22 protein-coding genes are annotated in these 17,854 nt (G+C 65.1%); 13 read left to right on the top strand and 9 right to left on the bottom strand.

Going from position 1 to position 17,854, the window contains the following annotated elements; genetic code table 11:
- Positions 1–4: 4 nt before the first annotated feature.
- From AC04PH_RS08510 to iscR, 5 genes are all read right to left on the bottom strand, one after another.
- Positions 5–514, bottom strand: coding sequence for a hypothetical protein (locus AC04PH_RS08510; protein ID WP_483065313.1), 510 nt, complete (start codon positions 512–514; stop codon positions 5–7).
- Between the two features lie 111 nt (positions 515–625).
- Positions 626–814 (bottom strand): hypothetical protein, encoded by a 189-nt coding sequence (locus AC04PH_RS08505; protein ID WP_483065312.1) that lies wholly within the window; start codon positions 812–814, stop codon positions 626–628.
- A 2-nt stretch (positions 815–816) separates the two neighbouring features.
- Positions 817–2,322 (bottom strand): Fe-S cluster assembly protein SufB, encoded by a 1,506-nt coding sequence (gene sufB, locus AC04PH_RS08500; RefSeq protein ID WP_483066174.1) that lies wholly within the window; start codon positions 2,320–2,322, stop codon positions 817–819.
- A 39-nt stretch (positions 2,323–2,361) separates the two neighbouring features.
- Positions 2,362–3,414, bottom strand: coding sequence for a cysteine desulfurase family protein (locus AC04PH_RS08495; RefSeq protein ID WP_483065311.1), 1,053 nt, complete (start codon positions 3,412–3,414; stop codon positions 2,362–2,364).
- A 99-nt stretch (positions 3,415–3,513) separates the two neighbouring features.
- Positions 3,514–3,972 (bottom strand): Fe-S cluster assembly transcriptional regulator IscR, encoded by a 459-nt coding sequence (gene iscR, locus AC04PH_RS08490; RefSeq protein WP_483065310.1) that lies wholly within the window; start codon positions 3,970–3,972, stop codon positions 3,514–3,516.
- Between the two features lie 177 nt (positions 3,973–4,149).
- Between iscR and AC04PH_RS08485 the strand changes: the two genes are divergently transcribed.
- From AC04PH_RS08485 to AC04PH_RS08450, 8 genes are all read left to right on the top strand, one after another.
- Positions 4,150–4,803, top strand: a complete 654-nt coding sequence (locus AC04PH_RS08485) for an alpha/beta hydrolase (RefSeq protein WP_483065309.1) — start codon at positions 4,150–4,152, stop codon at positions 4,801–4,803.
- A gap of 5 nt (positions 4,804–4,808) precedes the next feature.
- Positions 4,809–5,060: a hypothetical protein gene (locus AC04PH_RS08480; protein ID WP_483065308.1), complete on the top strand. Its 252-nt coding sequence runs from the start codon at positions 4,809–4,811 to the stop codon at positions 5,058–5,060.
- Between the two features lie 6 nt (positions 5,061–5,066).
- A complete protein-coding gene (locus AC04PH_RS08475) occupies positions 5,067–5,510 on the top strand; it encodes a hypothetical protein (RefSeq protein WP_483065307.1) in 444 nt (147 codons plus the stop codon).
- 30 nt (positions 5,511–5,540) lie between these two features.
- Positions 5,541–6,128, top strand: coding sequence for an HD domain-containing protein (locus AC04PH_RS08470; RefSeq protein ID WP_483065306.1), 588 nt, complete (start codon positions 5,541–5,543; stop codon positions 6,126–6,128).
- Positions 6,125–6,937, top strand: coding sequence for a hypothetical protein (locus AC04PH_RS08465; RefSeq protein WP_483065305.1), 813 nt, complete (start codon positions 6,125–6,127; stop codon positions 6,935–6,937). Before AC04PH_RS08470 ends, AC04PH_RS08465 begins: the two co-directional genes overlap by 4 nt.
- On the top strand, positions 6,927–7,808 hold the full coding sequence (locus AC04PH_RS08460; protein ID WP_483065304.1) for a CPBP family intramembrane glutamic endopeptidase: 882 nt from the start codon (positions 6,927–6,929) through the stop codon (positions 7,806–7,808). The genes AC04PH_RS08465 and AC04PH_RS08460 overlap by 11 nt, the downstream gene beginning before the upstream one ends.
- 72 nt (positions 7,809–7,880) lie before the next feature.
- Positions 7,881–10,037, top strand: coding sequence for a DEAD/DEAH box helicase (locus AC04PH_RS08455; RefSeq protein WP_483065303.1), 2,157 nt, complete (start codon positions 7,881–7,883; stop codon positions 10,035–10,037).
- Positions 10,038–10,607: 570 nt separating this feature from the next.
- Positions 10,608–10,934, top strand: coding sequence for a TfoX/Sxy family DNA transformation protein (locus tag AC04PH_RS08450; protein WP_483065302.1), 327 nt, complete (start codon positions 10,608–10,610; stop codon positions 10,932–10,934).
- Between the two features lie 10 nt (positions 10,935–10,944).
- On the opposite strand, the gene AC04PH_RS08445 is transcribed toward AC04PH_RS08450, so the two are convergent.
- Positions 10,945–11,487 (bottom strand): hypothetical protein, encoded by a 543-nt coding sequence (locus AC04PH_RS08445; protein ID WP_483065301.1) that lies wholly within the window; start codon positions 11,485–11,487, stop codon positions 10,945–10,947.
- Between AC04PH_RS08445 and AC04PH_RS08440 the strand changes: the two genes are divergently transcribed.
- Positions 11,466–11,963, top strand: coding sequence for a DUF4112 domain-containing protein (locus tag AC04PH_RS08440; protein WP_483065300.1), 498 nt, complete (start codon positions 11,466–11,468; stop codon positions 11,961–11,963). The two genes, AC04PH_RS08445 and AC04PH_RS08440, sit on opposite strands and share 22 nt — an antisense overlap.
- Before the next feature lie 7 nt (positions 11,964–11,970).
- On the opposite strand, the gene ndk is transcribed toward AC04PH_RS08440, so the two are convergent.
- The gene (ndk, locus tag AC04PH_RS08435; RefSeq protein ID WP_483065299.1) at positions 11,971–12,393 is read right to left on the bottom strand and encodes a nucleoside-diphosphate kinase; all 423 of its coding nucleotides are present in this window, start codon (positions 12,391–12,393) and stop codon (positions 11,971–11,973) included.
- 125 nt (positions 12,394–12,518) lie between these two features.
- Between ndk and AC04PH_RS08430 the strand changes: the two genes are divergently transcribed.
- The 4 genes from AC04PH_RS08430 to AC04PH_RS08415 all read left to right on the top strand — a co-directional run bounded on the left by AC04PH_RS08430 (position 12,519) and on the right by AC04PH_RS08415 (position 15,805).
- Complete coding sequence (locus AC04PH_RS08430; RefSeq protein WP_483065298.1) at positions 12,519–14,372, top strand: ABC-F family ATP-binding cassette domain-containing protein; 1,854 nt, start codon at positions 12,519–12,521, stop codon at positions 14,370–14,372.
- An 82-nt stretch (positions 14,373–14,454) separates the two neighbouring features.
- Entirely contained in the window at positions 14,455–15,087 is a 633-nt protein-coding gene (locus AC04PH_RS08425; protein ID WP_483065297.1) for a MarC family protein, read from the top strand.
- Positions 15,056–15,682 (top strand): retropepsin-like aspartic protease family protein, encoded by a 627-nt coding sequence (locus AC04PH_RS08420; RefSeq protein WP_483065296.1) that lies wholly within the window; start codon positions 15,056–15,058, stop codon positions 15,680–15,682. The genes AC04PH_RS08425 and AC04PH_RS08420 overlap by 32 nt, the downstream gene beginning before the upstream one ends.
- An 18-nt stretch (positions 15,683–15,700) precedes the next feature.
- Positions 15,701–15,805 carry a DNA polymerase III subunit chi gene (locus tag AC04PH_RS08415; RefSeq protein ID WP_483065295.1) on the top strand — a complete coding sequence of 35 codons (105 nt, stop codon included), beginning with the start codon at positions 15,701–15,703 and terminating at the stop codon, positions 15,803–15,805.
- Position 15,806: 1 nt separating this feature from the next.
- On the opposite strand, the gene AC04PH_RS08410 is transcribed toward AC04PH_RS08415, so the two are convergent.
- A complete protein-coding gene (locus tag AC04PH_RS08410) occupies positions 15,807–16,253 on the bottom strand; it encodes a DNA polymerase III subunit chi (RefSeq protein WP_483065294.1) in 447 nt (148 codons plus the stop codon).
- 1 nt (position 16,254) lies between these two features.
- A complete protein-coding gene (locus AC04PH_RS08405; protein WP_483065293.1) occupies positions 16,255–17,718 on the bottom strand; it encodes a leucyl aminopeptidase in 1,464 nt (487 codons plus the stop codon).
- Between the last annotated feature and the right edge of the window lie 136 nt (positions 17,719–17,854).

Genomic DNA, 17,854 nt, shown 5'->3' with positions numbered 1-17,854 from the left:
GGTGTCAGATGGTGTAGATTTCGCCGCGCAGATAGATCGACAACGGTGCCGTATGCGCCTGCACGTGTTCGACGTAAAGCCGGGAATAATAGGCCGCGAATTCCGCGGGAAACATCCAGACCAGATTGTGCATGGCCACGGCCATCACGGCGGCCCCCGCCAGATGCGCCACCATGTGACGCAGTGATTTCTGCCCCAGGATGCCGCCCAGCACGAATGCCGCGATCCCGGCAATCGCCAGTTCCACCATCAGCGTGGTGTCGTTGGTCTGCGGCATGTCGAGAACGGTATAACGCATCAGCCGCGCGCCCATCAGCGCCAGCGCACCCAGCAGCATCGCGAAAACCAGCCCCAGAACCGACGGCGGCGGCTTGCCATTGCGCGCGATCGCGTCCTTGGACAGCCGCTTGGGAATTTTCATGCCCGTCTCGGCATCCACGTAAAACGTGTTGCGCGGATTGTTGATCCGCTTGATGCGGGCGTTGAAGGCATCCATCTGATGGTTCGATTGCATGAGGTATCACGCGCTCCTGCCGGAAGATACCGGACAGGGATCGCAGAACAGTGCGGCAGAATTCTGGCGCGCGCGTGACAACCACAGGAAGAATAACATCTCGCGTCGGCATCATGTGTCGTCCCCGCGCCGGATCGCCCCCAGTGCAAACTCGGACCCGCCGAACCCTGACAACGGCGCGGCAATCGACACCTGATAGCGTTCGAACGCCGGCAGCAGTGCCGCGATGATCACCGACAGCACGGCGCAGAAAACACCCGCAAGAAGTGCAATCGCCAGTGAGATACCCCAGATCGCCATCCTCAGCCCACAGAACCTTCAAGGCTGATCGCCACCAGCGCCTGTGCCTCCATGGCGAATTCCATCGGCAGCGCCTGCAGAACCTCCTTGGCGAACCCGTTGACGATCAGTGCGACGGCCTCTTCCTCGTCCATGCCGCGGCTGCGGCAATAGAACATCTGGTCGTCGTCGATCTTCGACGTCGTGGCCTCGTGCTCCACCCGGGACGAATTGTTGCGCACCTCGATGTAGGGCACCGTATGTGCACCGCATTTGTCGCCGATCAGCAGGCTGTCGCACTGGGTATAGTTGCGGCTGTCCTTGGCCTTGGGGTGCATCGACACAAGACCACGATAGGTGTTCTGCGCCACGCCAGCCGAAATCCCCTTGGACACGATCCGGCTCTTGGTGTTCTTGCCCAGATGCACCATCTTGGTGCCGGTGTCGGCCTGCTGATGGTTGTTGGCGATGGCGATGGAATAGAACTCGCCCTGTGAATCGTCGCCACGCAGGATGCAGCTTGGATACTTCCACGTCACGGCCGACCCGGTTTCGACCTGCGTCCACATCACCTTGGCCCGGTCGCCCCGGCAATCGGCGCGCTTGGTGACGAAGTTGTAGATGCCGCCCTTGCCGTCCGCGTCGCCCGGATACCAGTTCTGCACGGTGGAATATTTCACCTCCGCGTCTTCCTCCACGATGATCTCGACCACGGCGGCATGAAGCTGCGCCGTGTCGCGCTTGGGCGCCGTGCAGCCTTCAAGGTAGGATACATATGACCCCTTGTCGGCGATGATCAGCGTGCGTTCGAACTGGCCGGTGTTTTCGGCGTTGATGCGGAAATAGGTCGACAACTCCATCGGGCAGCGCACGCCGGGCGGCACGTAGACGAACGATCCATCCGAAAACACGGCGGAGTTCAGTGTGGCGTAAAAGTTGTCAGAAGGCGGCACGACCGTGCCCAGATATTTCTTCACCAATTCCGGGTGATCGCGGATCGCTTCGGAAATCGAGCAGAAGATCACGCCTGCCTTTTTCAACTCCTTTTGGAACGTCGTGCCCACCGAGACACTGTCGAACACCGCGTCCACGGCGACCTTGCGGCCCTCGGCGGGGGCGCTCTCTGCCCCCTCGACCCCGGCCAGGATCGCCTGCTCCTTCAGCGGAATGCCCAGCTTGTCGTAGGTCGCCAGCAGCTTGGGGTCGACCTCGTCCAGCGACTTGGGCTTTTCCTCCATGCTCTTGGGGCGGGCATAATAATAGATATCTTGAAAGTCGATGTCGGGATAGGACACCATCGCCCAGGTCGGTTCCTCGATCTGCTCCCACCGCTGGAACGCGGACAAGCGCCATTCGGTCATCCATTCCGGCTCTTCGTTCTTGGAGGAAATCAGCCGCACGATATCAGGGTTCACGCCCTTGGGGGCGTAATCCATCTCGATCTCGGTTTCCCAGCCGTATTTGTAGTTTCCCGACAGGGCGGAGACGGCATCCACCGTTTCCTGATCCACACCGTCCTTGACATCCATCTGATCCAAAGCGTCTTCCTCTCGGTTACGGCGCGGCTGTCAGGCCGCACTCAGTCTTTTCGCGCGCTTGCTCGCCCAACTGTCGGCAAAGCGCAATATCTCGTCTTCGGTCGTCCGCGGCCCCAGCGACACGCGCACAGCACAGCGCGCCGCATCGTCGTCGTACCCCAGCGCCTGCAGCACCCGGCTGGCACGGACCTTGCCGCTGGAACAGGCCGACCCGGCGGAAACGGCGAAGCCCGCAAGGTCCATCGCCATCACCTGCGTCTCGCCCTTCCAGCCCGGGCTGATGAAACAGCTGGTGTTGGGCAGCCGCACGGCATCCCGTCCCACGAAAATAGTATCGGAGGCGGCACTCTCAACCGCCTTTTCTAGAATATTTCTAAGGTCTGCAACCCGGTCCCAGACACCGGCCTCCAGATCGCGCTGTGCGGCCTGCGCCGCGGCCCCCATCCCGGCGATCCCGATCACGTTCTGCGTGCCCGAGCGCCGCCCGACCTCCTGCCCGCCGCCGGCCTGCAATGCGGCGATCTCCAGCCCGTCGCGCACGATCAGCGCGCCGACCCCCTTCGGCCCGCCGAACTTATGCGCCGACAGCACCGCGAAATCGGCACCCGACCAGCCGAAGGCAAAGGGGATGCGCCCCACCGCCTGTGTGACATCCAGCAACAGCCGATCGGCGCGCGCCGCTCCGTAGGGCCACAGCCCGTCCACCTGCTCCGGCGCGGGCGTCACGATCCCCGTCTCCGAATTGGCCAGCCCCATCGCCAGCACCGCACCGGCATCCGCACCGTCCCGCCGTCGCGCCCAAAGCGCGTCATGCGCCGTCTCCGGCACGATCACGGCCCCGGGCATTCCGTCCAGCACCGATGCCGCCTCGGTCGCACCGCTGGTAAAGACCACCTCGACAGGCTGGCAGCCGACAGCCGCGGCCACCTGCGCCCGCGCGCGCTCCACGATACCGGTCGCCGCGCGCCCCTCGGCATGGACCGACGACGGATTGCCCGCCACATCCATCGCCGCGATCATCGCGTCGCGCGCCTCCGCCCGCAAAGGGCTCGTGGCGTTATGATCCAGATAGACCCGGCTCACAGCACACCCCGTATCACCTTGCCGGAAATACTCCGGGGGAGGCCGCAGGCCGGGGGCAGCGCCCCCACCCCGATTATTCGCCGAATAATCGTGCGCCCGCTACTCATCGACCACCTCGAACAATGCCGGCACCGCCGGGCACGGGGCCAGGCCGTTGTCCACCACATCCGACAGCCGCGCCTGATGCAGGAACACGTAGACATGCGCGCTCAACCCTTCCCACAGCCGGTTGGTCAGCGACTGCGCGCGGCTGCCCGATGCGGCACCGGACGCGCCCGCACCTTTGTGCATCGCCGAAACGGTTTCATCCACCGCGCCCAGAATATCGACGACGCGAATATCGGCCGCAGGCTGCGCCAAACGGTACCCGCCGCCCGGCCCGCGGACCGAGTCCACCAGCCCCGCGCGCCGCAACTTGACGAACAGCTGTTCCAGATAGGCCAGCGAAATATCTTGCCGTTTGGAAATCTCGGTCAGGTTGACCAGCCCGCCTTCGGGCTGCAACGCCAGATCGGCCAGCGCCACCATCGCGTATCGGCCCTTGGTGCTCAGCTTCATGATGACCGCCCCCCGGGCCTTCGCCTTAAATTCATTGACCTTCGGCAGCGTCCTGATTAGGTCACTGCGACACCTCTTGCGCGGATCGCCGCCAAGTTTAGAATCTTTCTAAGGTGCCTGAGTGTTTCTGTCAACAATGACCGGCACACCGGCCCCGCCAGCCAAGACGGACCCCTGATGCCCGAAGTCATTTTCCCCGGACCCGAAGGGCGCCTCGAAGGGCGCTATCACCCGCAAAAGGACCGCGATGCGCCGATCGCCATCGTGCTGCATCCGCATCCGCAGTTCGGCGGCACGATGAACAACCGGGTCGTCTATAACCTGCACTACGCCTTTCACCAGATGGGCTTCACCGTACTGCGGTTCAACTTCCGCGGCGTGGGCAGGTCGCAGGGCGAATACGATCAGGGCGTCGGCGAACTGTCCGATGCGGCCTCGGCACTCGACTACCTGCAGTCGATGAACAACAACGCGAAACACTGCTGGGTCGCGGGGTTTTCCTTCGGTGCGTGGATCGGGATGCAGCTGCTGATGCGGCGGCCCGAGATCACCGGTTTCATCTCCGTCAGCCCGCCCGCCAATATGTACGACTTCTCCTTCCTCGCGCCCTGCCCGTCCTCGGGTCTGATCATCAACGGCGCTAACGACCGCGTGGCCCCGCCTGCCGATACCGTGTCGCTGGTGAACAAGCTGCACGAGCAAAAGGGCATCACCATCACCCATGACGAGATGGAGGGCGCCGGCCATTTCTTCGAAGACCCGCACATGGACCCGATGATCGACACGGTGAAAACCTACGTCCGTCGCCGCCTGACCGAAAACACGAGGTAACACCCATGGCCTATGTCGACGATGTCGCCAACGATCTGGCCGAAAAGGCCATGGCAGAGGCGGAAATGTCCGGCGATGAAAAGATCATCGACCAGGTCGGCGAAATCCTGGGCGCGTCCTCGCAGTCCCTGCACGAGGGCTACCTGACCGCCGTGCGCGTGCGCCGCGCCGAAAACCGCGCCCGCGCCCTGTTGCGCGACCGGGCCAGCCAGCGGCAGGTCGCCGCGGCCCAGTCGGCGAACAAAGCCACCGACTGACCGGCCATGGCCCTCGCCTACGATCAAGCCGACTATCTGCTGATCCCGCTGCTCGACGGCGGGCACGGCGTGGCGCAGATACTGGAGGCCTCCCACGCCCCCGACGGCTCTCACGTGCTGCTGGCCACGACGCTGAAACGCGCCGCACCCGGCGACAGGATCCAGCCGCTGGTCACGTCCGACATCGTGGCTTTCGTGCGCGCGATGCCGGATGCGATCCTCGCCGGTCTTTGGGTCAAGGCCGGGTTCGACCAGATGCCGCGCTACCGCCGCCATTTCGATTATCACGGGGCTGCGGCGCTTGGTTTTCCCGACAGCCCGCTGCACGAACCCGCCGTCGTCGAGGCGTTCCTGAGCGCCTGTCATGGCCTCTACCCCTGGGACGGCTTCGGCGATCTCTTCGGCAACATGATGCGCCCCGACCTCGACAGGCCCGCCGCCGCGACCTAGGTAGGGGATGCCGCGCAAAGGATCCCACCCATGCCCGACGACCGTATCGCCGCACAGCTTGATTTCCTGATCGAAGTCGACCGCCTGAAATCGGTCGACCGCGGCACGACACTGCACGACGGCAGCCGTTCGGAAAATTCCGCGGAACACAGCTGGCACATCGCGCTTTACGCGCTGGTCATGGGGGAACACGCGGGCCGCCCCGTCAATATGGACCGGGTGATCCGCATGTTGCTGCTGCACGATCTGGTGGAGATCGACGCGGGCGACGTGCCGATCCACTCCACCGCCGCCCGCGATACCGCCGCACAGGCCGCCGTGGAACAGGCCGCCGCAACCCGTATCTTCGGGTTGCTGCCCACCGACCAGGCAGCGGATTTCCGCGCGCTCTGGGACGAGTTCGAGGCGGCCGAAAGTGACGACGCGATATTCGCCAAATCTATCGACCGCGTGCAGCCCGTCGTCAGCAACCTGGAATCGGGCGGGGCAAGCTGGATCACATACGCCGTCACCCCCGACCAGCTTGAAACTCGCGTGGGCGTAAAGGTCCGGCGCGGTGCACCCGCGATCTGGGACGCGCTGAAAACCCGCATCGACGCCTGGTTCGCCGCGCGATGACTGCTAAACTGCCCAGCAAACTGTCGCTCGCGACCAAGGCGGAGGTCATGCGCCTGCTGGACGGCGATCCGACCCCAGCCCGACTGGAGGCGGCCCTGCGCTACCTTGCGAAATGGCGCTCGCACCTGCTCGAAAACACGCTGCTGGAACAGTCCGGCGCGGTCGTGCAATCGGGTCCTTTCGCGGGCATGCGCTATGACGTGCGCGCCTCAGAAGGGGCGCGGGTCGCGCGGCTCCTGGGCACCTATGAGGCGACGCTGCATCCGGTGATCGAGGATATCGTCGCAAGCGCCCCGCCGCTCATCATCGACGTGGGCTGTGCCGAAGGCTTCTATGCTGTGGGCCTCGCCATGCGGCTGCCCGCCACCACCGTCTGGGCGCGGGACGCAGACGAGACGGCAACGACCCGCTGCGCAAGGCTGGCCGAAACCAACGGCGTGGCGGGCCGTCTGCGGATCGGCGGCAAGCTCACCCACGCCGATTTCGACATCTGCCGCGCGCAGCGCACCACCATCGTCTGCGACATCGAAGGGGCCGAGGACGCCCTGCTCGACCCCGACCGCGCGCGCGGGCTGCGCCGCGCCGATATCCTGGTCGAGGTTCACGAGGGCATGCATCCCGGCCTGACGGACCGCCTGACGGACCGCTTTACGGCAAGCCACCGGATCACCCGGCTGGACCGGCACGTCGACAGCGCCACCCTGCCCGACTGGATGGAGGCCCTGTCGGACATCGACCGCCTGCTGGCGCTCTGGGAATGGCGCGCGTCCCCCACGCCCTGGCTCTGGATGCAGCGTCGTGCCGGATGACACGCCGTGGGCACGCGCCCGCACACCGCGCTGGCTGACCGCTTTGCGCCTGTGGGCGGCGCGGATGCCGCTGGCGACGGCGCTGCTGATCCTTGCCCTGATCGAATGTGCGTTTCTGCTGCCCTTCGCACTGCGCGGCCCAAGCGACGCGACCGGCGGCACCGGTGTCATCACCTATGCCCTGCCCGTCGGCGTCACGCTGCTGGAATGGTGCTTCGCGCTTGCGCTCGTCGGGATCGTCGTGGCTATCGGCTGGACCCGTCAGACCGGGCTGACCGCACCGGCCGACCGGGCGGGTCGCAAACATGCGCTGTGGCTGGCCGCGTTTCCCGCCGCCGTCTGCGCCCTGCTCCTGCTGGCGCTGGTTTCGGGGTACCCGCCCGACCACTATCTTGAACCGCTCCTGAACATCATCGCGCTGAACGCCGCCGTCGCCCTGTTCGAGGAAACCCTGTTCCGCGGCGTCCTGCTGCACGGGTTACGCAGTCGGCTCGGCCCGCTGGCTGCCGTGATGGTCAGCGCGCTGCTCTTCGGTTTGTTTCACCTCAGCAACGCGCTGGTCGGCCAGTCGCTGGTCAACACGCTGTTTCAGGTCGGCAACGCGATATGTCTCGGTGTGGCGCTGGCGGCGATCTATCTGCAAACCAATCGTCTCTGGGCGCCGATCGCCCTGCACATGCTCTGGAACGTGATGGGCATGACGGGGATGCTGCTGGCAGACCTCAACCCCGACATCCCCGGCCCCGGCGACGGCGGTGCTGCCGCAGATACCGGCATCCCGTTGACCCAGACGATAATTCCGCTGGCGATCCTCGCCGCGGGCCTCTTCATCTACTGGCGCTGGCACCGGCGCGTGTCCGCCGCGGCCTGACAGATTCCCCCTATACAACCGCCTGCAACAGGCATAGGCGACGCACCTGACGTTCCGCCGCCGAAAGTGACCATGATACAGACCCTCGCCGACGCCCTTGCCAAACAAGGCTACGACACCCTGACCCCCGTGCAGGAGGCCGTCACCGCCACTGACCTCCAAGGCCAGGACCTGCTGGTCTCCGCCCAGACCGGATCGGGCAAAACGGTGGGCTTCGGCCTGGCCATCGGCCCCACGATCCTGCCGGACGACGGCCATTTCGGCCCCGCCGGACGCCCGCTCGCCCTTGTCGTGGCCCCGACCCGCGAACTGGCCTTGCAGGTGAAACGCGAACTGCAGTGGCTCTACGGCATCGCCGGGGCCACCATCGCATCGACCGTGGGCGGTATGGATTTCCGCGACGAACGCCGCGCGCTGGAACGCGGCGCGCATGTGGTCGTGGCCACACCGGGCCGGTTGCGCGACCACATCATGCGCGGCACGCTCGACATGTCCGACATCCGCGCCGTGGTGCTGGACGAGGCGGACGAGATGCTCGATCTGGGCTTCCGCGAGGATCTGGAGTTTATCCTGGGCGAGGCCCCCGCCGACCGCCGCACCCTGATGTTCTCGGCCACCGTGCCCGCCGCCATCGCCAAATTGGCGAAATCCTACCAGAAAGACGCCGTGCGCGTGGCCACCACCACCAAGGAAAGCCAGCACGCCGATATCGAATACCGCGCCCTCACCGTGGCCCAGCACGATGCCGACAACGCCATCATCAACGTGCTGCGCTATTACGAGGCACCCAACGCCATCGTCTTCGCCAACACCCGCGCCATGGTCACCCGTCTGACGACCCGTCTGTCCAACCGCGGCTTTTCCGTCGTGGCCCTGTCGGGCGAACTCTCGCAGACCGAACGCTCCCACGCGCTGCAAGCGATGCGCGACGGGCGCGCGCGCGTCTGTGTCGCGACCGATGTGGCCGCCCGCGGCATCGACCTGCCCAATCTGGAACTGGTGATCCACGCCGAATTGCCCACCAACGCCGAAACCCTGCTGCACCGCTCGGGCCGCACGGGCCGCGCCGGGCGCAAGGGCATCTCCACGATGATCGTGCCGCCCAAGATGCGCCGCCGCGCGGAAAACCTGCTGAACTGGGGCAAACTGACCGCCACATGGGCCGCCCCGCCATCAGCGGACGAGGTGCAGGCCCGCGACGAGGAACGCCTGCTGACCGACGAGATCTGGTCCGAGGATTTCACCGACAGCGAACAGGCGTTTGCCAACCGCCTGCTGGCGGCACACGCGCCCGAGAAAATCGCCGCCGCCTACCTGCGGCTCTTCCAAGGCAAGAACTCCGCGCCCGAGGACCTCACCTTTGTCGATCCATCCGCCCCGCCGCCCGCGCGCGAGCCGCGCGAGCGCAAGGAACGTGCGCCCTTCGGCCCGTCCAAGTGGTTCAGCGTCGACATCGGCCGCGAGGGCAAGGCAGAGGCGCGCTGGCTCCTGCCGATGATCTGCAAGGCCGGTGACATCACGAAAAAGGAAATCGGCGCGATCCGAATCCAGCCCAACGAAACCTTTGTCGAGATTTCCGAAGCCGCCGTGCCGGGTTTCCTGAAATCCGTGGGTGCGGACATGAGCCTTGAAAATCAGGCGAAACTCACCGCACTCGACGGCCCGCCGCAGATTTCCGAACGCGGCCCGCGTCCATCCAAACGGATGTATGACGACAAACCGCGCGGCGACAAGAAACCCTATGATAAAAAGCCGCGCACCGAAAAACCGAAATACGACAAGCCGCGCGATCAGTCAGCCCCGCCGCCTTCACGGCAGGGACACGTGGCCCCTATCGCCGGGGCTGCCGACGACCCCGCACCACGCAAATCGCGCCATACCAAAAGCAGTTTCGCCAAACCCGAACGCCGCGATCACGAAGGCGCGGTGACGGCCAAACCCGGCAAGCCGCCCTACAAGGGCAAGCGCGACGACAAGCCCGCCGGCAAGGGCAAAGCACCCTTCAAAGGCAAGTCGGACGGTTACAAAGGCAAATCCGACGGCTTCAAGGGCAAACCGGGCGGCAAGTCCGCCGCGAAACCGGCCGGCAAACCCGCAGCCAAACCCAAGGCCAATGCCGCCGACACCTCCAAACGCTTCGTGCCGCCCGGCGGCAAGGCCAAGCCGCGCAAGCCCGGCGGTAAGGGTCAGGGCGGCGCACCGCCCCGGCGCGGCCCCAAAGGGCAATAAAGCCACACTTTTCCCCCGCCTTATTCCCGCCACATTTCCGCCACCCCGGCGGCCCAATTGGCGGGCCTAAATTAACCAAGCCTCATCAGAAGGCGTTGCGGGTCATCCGCAGATAGCAGGCAGTTCAAGGAGCAATCCTATGACGAAGCAAACAAAACAGACGCCCGCGAAACCAGTCCCGCAGCCCACCAAGCAGGCCGCGACCCCTCCGGCGAAACCCGCCGTGTTTACCGACTACGCGAGCATCTGAGCGAGAGACAGAACGACCCCACGCCCGTACTCCGCAAATATGGCGTGGTTGCAGGCCAGCGGGTGCGCCGCCCGACCGTCCCCTCCCTACGGTCCGCGACGTCCCACTGGCCCTTTTTCCCCTGCACAGGCTTCCGCACCCAGGGTGATACCACAGTCCGAAAAAGAGACACGCTTGCAAGCAAGCCCCCGCCCGGCGGCACGCCGGGCAGCGCCTGACTTCCCCCCGGGAAGGCGCTTCACGCCTCCCCGAAGTCAGGCGATGCCCTTGGCGTCAAGCAGGGCTGTTGCAGGTTTTCTTACCTACGCTAATCTGCGGGCATGAGCGACCTTACGAGCATCCGCAACATCGGCCCCGCCTTCGCCACCGCGCTGCAAGGCGTCGGCATCTCGACGGCAGAGGAGCTGCACGCTCTCGGCGCGGATGCCGCCTATGCCAAACTGCTCGAAAACGGCCACCGCCCGCATTTCATCGGCTACTACGTGCTGCACATGGCCCTGCAAGGCCGCCCGTGGAACGACTGCAAGGGCGAGGAGAAAAAGGCCCTGCGCAAATCTTTCGACGCGCTCAAGGCCAAATCCTTCGATGCGGAAAAATCCGAACTGGAACAGTTTCTCGACCAGATCGGCGTGCGCGACGCTACATGAGGAGTGGCCGCTAACCCTTTGGAAAATATTTCGCTTTGATCGCAGGCCGAGGCCGGTTGGGGCGAAATTTCCATATCCCCCAACCGCCAAGCGCGATCAGTGCCAGCAACGGCAATCCCACGGCCGTCATCTCGTCCAGCCCCATCCCCGAAATTGCCATCGCCGCGATCAACCCCGCGCCGACAACGAGCGCGAACGCGCAGGCCCCGAACATGCCCAGCAGCGCCCCGCGCCGCATCCCCCGCGTAATCGTGAACCCCGGTTGCGCCGTCTCAAGCCCGGCACCGATCTGCCGCATCAGTGACAGAAACGCCTCATCGTCCTCCGACCGCACGGCACCGGTAAAGAATATCCGCTCGGACATATCACCGCGATAGAGCGTCAACTCCCGGCTGATCCCCGTCTTGACGGCGGTGACAGTATATATCGCGGCGGTCACCTCTGCGAACGCCATGCGCCAACCCGCGTCCCGCGCCACCGCGCCGTCACCGACGGTATAGCTGACCTCGCCACGCAGCGGGGCCTCTTTGAATGTCGTGCGATTATCCGTCATTGCGCCAGCTTATCGGCAAACCCGCCCGGCGCAACATCGAACCCATCCCTGACATGCGGCGCGCCGCGCCCTATATGCAAATCATGGACACGCCCGAAACAGACCCCGAAATCGCCCGCCTGCGCCGCCTTGCACAGCGCATGGACACGTTGTTCACGATCCCCGGCACGCAATTCAGCGTCGGTCTCGACAGCATCCTTGGCCTGATCCCCGGCGTCGGCGATCTGGCGACCGTGGCACCTCAGGTCTGGACGATCCACCGCGCACACCGGCTCGGGGCCAGTCGCGACACGCTCCTGCGGATGTCCGCCAACACCGTGGTCGATACTGCCATCGGCACGATCCCGATCATCGGCGATCTCTTCGACGCGGTCTTCAAGGCCAACATCCGCAACGTCGATCTGCTGGAAAAGGATCTGGCCACGAAAAAGCCGCCGCGCCCGCTGGGGCACGACGGCTTGGATCGGATCGAATAGCGGGCGGTTAGCCGACCAGTTCGAGACCGGAAAAGAAGAACGCGATCTCTTCGGCAGCCGTTTCCGGCGCGTCGGACCCGTGGACCGAGTTTTCGCCGATGGACAGCGCGAATTCCTTGCGGATCGTGCCCTCGGCGGCGTCGGCGGGGTTCGTTGCACCCATGACTTCACGGTTCTTGGCGATGGCGTCCTCGCCTTCGAGAACCTGCACGACGATCGGCTCGGAGATCATGAATTCGCACAGCTCGTCAAAGAACGGACGGTCCTTGTGCACACCGTAGAACTGCTGCGCCTGCGCCAGCGTCAGCTGAATCCGCTTGGACGCGATGATGCGCAGGCCGGCTTCCTCGAACTTGGCGATGATCTTGCCGGTCAGGTTGCGCTTGGTGGCGTCGGGTTTGATGATGGAAAAGGTGCGTTGCGTTGCCATGTCGGGCCTCTTGGATATTGGGGCGGGCGGTCCCGCCGTGAAACTCTGGCCGCGCCCTAGCATGGCCCCGGCCCCTTGAAAAGCTGCGATTGACGCCCCCCCTGCGATCAGGCAAAGCCCACCTCATGTTACGCATCACAGACCTCAGCTATTCCGTCGAAGGGCGTTCGCTGCTCGAACATACCTCCGCCACCATTCCCACCGGCCACAAGGTCGGCCTCGTGGGGCGCAACGGCACGGGAAAAACGACGCTGTTCAAGATGATACGCGGTGAACTTCATCTCGATACCGGCAATATCGAAATCCCCAAGGGCTGGAAGATCGGCGGCGTCAGCCAAGAGGTGCCAGGCAACGAGGTGTCGCTGATCGACACAGTCCTGCGCGCTGACGTGGAGCGCGAGGCACTGCTGGCCGAATCCGAAACCGCGACCGACCCCACCCGTATCGCCGACATCCAGACCCGCCTTTCCGACATCGACGCCTGGTCGGCAGAGGCGCGGGCCTCCTCGATCCTCAAGGGGCTGGGCTTCACCGATGCGGAACAGAAGATGCCCTGCTCCGCCTTCTCTGGCGGCTGGCGGATGCGCGTGGCACTTGCCGCGGTCCTGTTTTCCGAGCCCGATCTGCTGTTGCTGGACGAGCCGACGAACTACCTCGATCTCGAGGGCGCGTTGTGGCTGGAAAACTACCTCGTCAAGTACCCCCATACGGTGCTGATCGTCAGCCACGACAGGGAACTGCTGAACCGCTCCGTCGGGGGTATCCTGCATCTCGAAGACAAGGGGCTGACCTACTACACCGGCACCTACGATATGTTCGCCAAGCAGCGGGCGGAGAAACGCGCGCTGATGGCCTCCGCCGCGAAAAAGCAGGACGCCAAGCGCGCACATCTGCAAGCCTTCGTCGACCGGTTCAAGGCCAAGGCCTCCAAAGCGAAACAGGCCCAATCCCGCGTGAAGATGCTGGAAAAGATGGAAACCATCCGCGCGCCAGAAGACGCCGCGCGCACCGTCTTCACCTTCCCCAACCCCGAGGAGCTTTCGCCCCCCATCATCGCGACCGAAGGGGCCGCCGTGGGCTACGGCGACACCATCGTGCTGCGCGATCTGAACCTGCGCATCGACCAGGACGACCGCATCGCGCTGCTGGGCCGCAACGGTGAAGGAAAATCGACCCTTTCCAAGATGTTGTCCGGCAGACTTGAAGTCGCCCACGGCAAGATGCAGGCGTCGAACAAACTGCGCATCGGTTTCTTTGCACAGCATCAGGTCGAGGAATTGCGGGTCGAGGAAACGCCGCTGCAACACCTGCTGCGCGAGCGGCCTGAAGAGGGGCAGGCGAAACTGCGCGCGCGACTGGCCGGTTTCGGTCTGGGGGCCGCACAGGCGGAAACGGAGGTCGGGCGGCTGTCGGGCGGGCAAAAGGCGCGCCTGTCGCTGCTGCTGGCCACCCTGCCCGCGCCGCATCTGCTGATCCTGGACGAGCCGACCAACCACCTCGATATCGAAAGTCGCGAGGCGCTGGTCGAGGCGCTGACCGCCTACAACGGGGCCGTGATTCTCGTCAGCCACGACATGCACCTGCTGTCGATGGTGGCCGACCGGCTGTGGCTGGTGAAGGACGGCCATGTGAAGCCCTACGAGGAAGACCTGCCGACCTATCGCCAGATGCTGCTGACCCCGGAAAAGCCGAAAGCGAAAGACAAGCCGCCCGCCCCCAAGGCGCCAAAACCCAGCCGCGACCAGATCGCTGCCCTGAAATCCGACGCCCGCAAATCAGAGGAGCGCGTGACGAAGATCAACGACATGCGCGACAAGCTGGCCAGGAAGCTCGCCGATCCGGCGCTTTACGAGGACTCGCGCAAAGGCGAGCTGGAGACCTGGAACAGGAAATACGCCGAGGTGATGGAGGCGCTGGGGCGCGCCGAAACCCTTTGGATGCAGGCCCTCGAAAAGCTGGAGAAGGCGCAAAACGCCTGATCCCGCCACCCCAAAAATTCGCGAATTTTTGCGACCCCGAATTTTCGTCGAAAATTCGCCGCCCGCCATCTAAGGTCACGCCATGACAGAAATCCCCGCCCTCATCGCCGCTTTCACCACGCTTTTCATCATCATCGACCCGCCGGGGCTGGTGCCGCTGTTTATCGCGCTGACACAGGGCATGACGCCCGCGCAGCGCCGGGCCATCGGTATCCGCGCGACCGTCGTATCCGCGATCCTGATGCTGGTGTTCCTGTTTCTAGGCGAGGCGGTGCTGGGCTTCATCGGCATCTCGATGCCCGCGTTCCGCATCGCGGGCGGCATCCTGCTGTTCCTGACGGCCCTCGAAATGCTGTTCCAGAAACGTCAGGCCCGTCGCGCGGACAACGCGGGCGAAAGCATCGCCGACCCCGATGACGATCCGTCCGTCTTTCCGCTGGCCCTGCCGCTGATCGTCGGCCCGGGTGCGATCACCACGATCATCCTGCTGGCCGGACAGGCCGAAGGTGCGGCCGATTTCACCGCCCTGATCGCCGTGCTCTTTGCGGTTCTGCTCACGGTCTTTCTGGCCTTCCTCGCCGGGACGGGAATCGAGCGCGCGCTCGGCAAGACCGGCATCAACATCGTGACCCGGCTACTGGGCATGTTGTTGGCGGCGCTGGCGATCCAATTCATTCTCGACGGTGTCGCACAGTCTTTCGGGATCGGGCGATAGTGCCTATATCTGCATCATGAACGGTGACGAAATCGCAAATCTGGCCTTCCTCGGCCTTCTGGGGGCCGCCATCGCGGGCTCCTACATCGTGTCCAATCGCGGGAACATGGGCAAGATGGCACAGCAGGCCAGCATCTGGGCGCTGATCTTCATCGGCGTCGTGGCCGCTATCGGCCTCTGGGGCGATCTGTCGCGCGACGTGACCGGGCGGCAATCGGTGATCGCCGACGGCGCCATCGAGGTGCCCCGGCGCGCCGACGGGCATTACCATCTGACGCTTGACGTGAACGGCGTGCCTGTGCCCTTCATCGTCGACACGGGCGCGTCGCAGGTCGTGCTGACGCAGGAGGACGCCCGCCGTGTCGGGCTGGCCCCCGAGGACCTCGCCTATCTGGGCACCGCCAACACCGCCAACGGCGTCACCCGCACCGCGAATGTCTGGCTCGACAGTGTCGCCCTCGGCCCGATCATCGACACGCAGGTGCGTGCCGTCGTCAACGCGGGCGAGATGGATATGTCGCTCCTCGGCATGACCTACCTGGGTCTGTTCGAGCGTATTGCGATCGAGGGTGACAGGCTGATACTGTCGCGCTGACCCTGCCGGAGACCCCCCATGCGGATCATCCTTTCCTTGATATTGATCGCCGGTCTGGCCGCCTGTGCCGGCACCGTGCCGTCCGAACTGCCAGAGGATTTCGACGCGGAATTCGCGTTCTAGATCATTTCTCGGCCTTCTTGACCCAGCGCCCGCTGTCCTGCGCCCAGTATTGCGCAGCACAACCCGCATCCGTCAGCGTCTTCCACTGGCCGCGCGCAAAGTCGAGCGCCGCCGGGTCATGGCCGTCGAAGAGCACGCAGGTGCGCTCCAGCGCCGCGACCTCTGCGGCCTGCACCGCGCCGCCCGCCACGCTCATCAGGCAGGCGAAACCGTCGCTCGGCACGTCCTGGCCCAGCAGGATCGGCTGATCGGCGTCATGCGGCCCGCCCGCCAGCCCGTGCGGCAGAAACCCGTCCTGCCACAACACCGTGTCCAGCCGCTCCAGCAGTGCCGCATCCTGCCCGCGTACCAGCACCCGCCAGCCCGCCGCGCGCGATTTTTCCAGCAGCATCGGCAGCGTCGCCTCCAGCGGCGTGTCGGTCAGGTGGTAGAAATACGCGGCCCCCATCTCAGCCCTCGTAGCGGTCCGAGATCAGCCGGTTCAGCGCCATGACGCCCCAGCCCGTCGCCCCGCCGGGTGCAAGATTACTTTCCTTGGACAGGCTGGCGACGCCAGCGATGTCGATATGGCACCAGGGCACGTCGTCCTTCACGAAGCGCCGCAGAAACTGCGCCGCGGTGATCGACCCCGCGGGTCGGCCGCCGATGTTCTTCATGTCGGCCACACGGGATTTCAGCAGCGCGTCATAGGCCGATCCCATCGGCATCCGCCACGCGCCCTCGCCCTCGGTCCCCGCCGCCGTCAGCAGCGCGTTGCACAGCGCATCGTCGTTGCTGAAGACGCCCGCGTTCTCGTGCCCCAGCGCCGTGACCATCGCGCCGGTCAGCGTGGCCAGATCGACCATGCCGCGCGGGCTGAACCGGTCCTGCGCGTACCAAAGCACATCCGCCAGCACCAGCCGCCCCTCCGCATCGGTGTTCTGCACCTCGATCGTGTCGCCCTTCATGGATGTCACCACATCACCGGGGCGCACAGCGTTGCCGGACGGCATGTTTTCCACGATGCCGACGATCCCCACGACATTGGCCTTCGCGCGGCGCAACGCCAGCGTCTTCATCACGCCCGCCACGACGCCCGCGCCGCCCATGTCCATCGTCATGTCCCACATGCCCGCGCCGGGTTTCAGGCTGATGCCCCCGGTGTCGAACACCACACCCTTGCCCACCAGCGCAAACGGGGCTTCATCACCGCCGCCGGTCCAGCGCATCACGACGACCTTCGACGGGCTGTCGGACCCCTGACCCACACAGAGCAGTGCGCCCATGCCCAGCTTTTCCAGATCCGCCTCCTCCAGCACCTCCACCTCCAGTCCGATCTCGGACAGCGCGGAGAGCCGCTCGGCAAAGCGGGTGGTGGTCAGGTCGTTGGCGGGCGCATTGGTCAGATCGCGGGTGAAAAACACACCTTCGGCCACCGCCTGCGCACCATCGAGCGCGGTCTGCGCCGCGGCCGTATCACCGACCAGCAGCGTGATCGCGCCGCGCTCCTTGGGCGTCTCCGTCTTGTGATCGGCATAGTGGTAATCGCGCAGCAAAAGCCCCAGCGCCAGATCGCCCACCGGCACGGCCCCCGCCGCCATCATCAGGTCCACCTCGCCCTTGGCCTTGGCCAGCGCCGCCCCGGCCTTTCGCGCATCCTCCGCCGACGGCTGCGTGGACATCTTCACCAGCAAAACCGCCTCCGCCGCGATGCCGGACGGGTAGGTCAACGACACGACGCCGCCGGTCTCGGCCTTCTGCATCCGCGCACTGCCCGCCGCCCGCGTGACCGCCCCGCCCGTCAGCCCGTCCAGTGCCTGCCCGGCGGCATCCAGCTGCCCGTCTGCACTCACAAACACGGCGATTTTCCCGGCCATGCCTGCCAGATCGGCGGCGTCGGCATCGTGTAGGGTCACAGGGCAAAGTTCGGTCATGGGGGGCCTCTTGTCTTGGGTTCGCGCACTACCTAGCCCGCACCCCGCCGATTGGCCAGATAACAGTTCAAACTGCCAATGGCTTGCGCTAGAACACGCAAAACGCGCGTAGCATGGCAGATCGGGGGCAAGGACG

It is taken from the genome of Yoonia sp. KMU-150 (assembly GCF_056858355.1).
The sequence above is the reverse complement of the archived record's forward strand: the minus strand, read 5'-3'. Positions and strand labels throughout refer to the sequence as shown.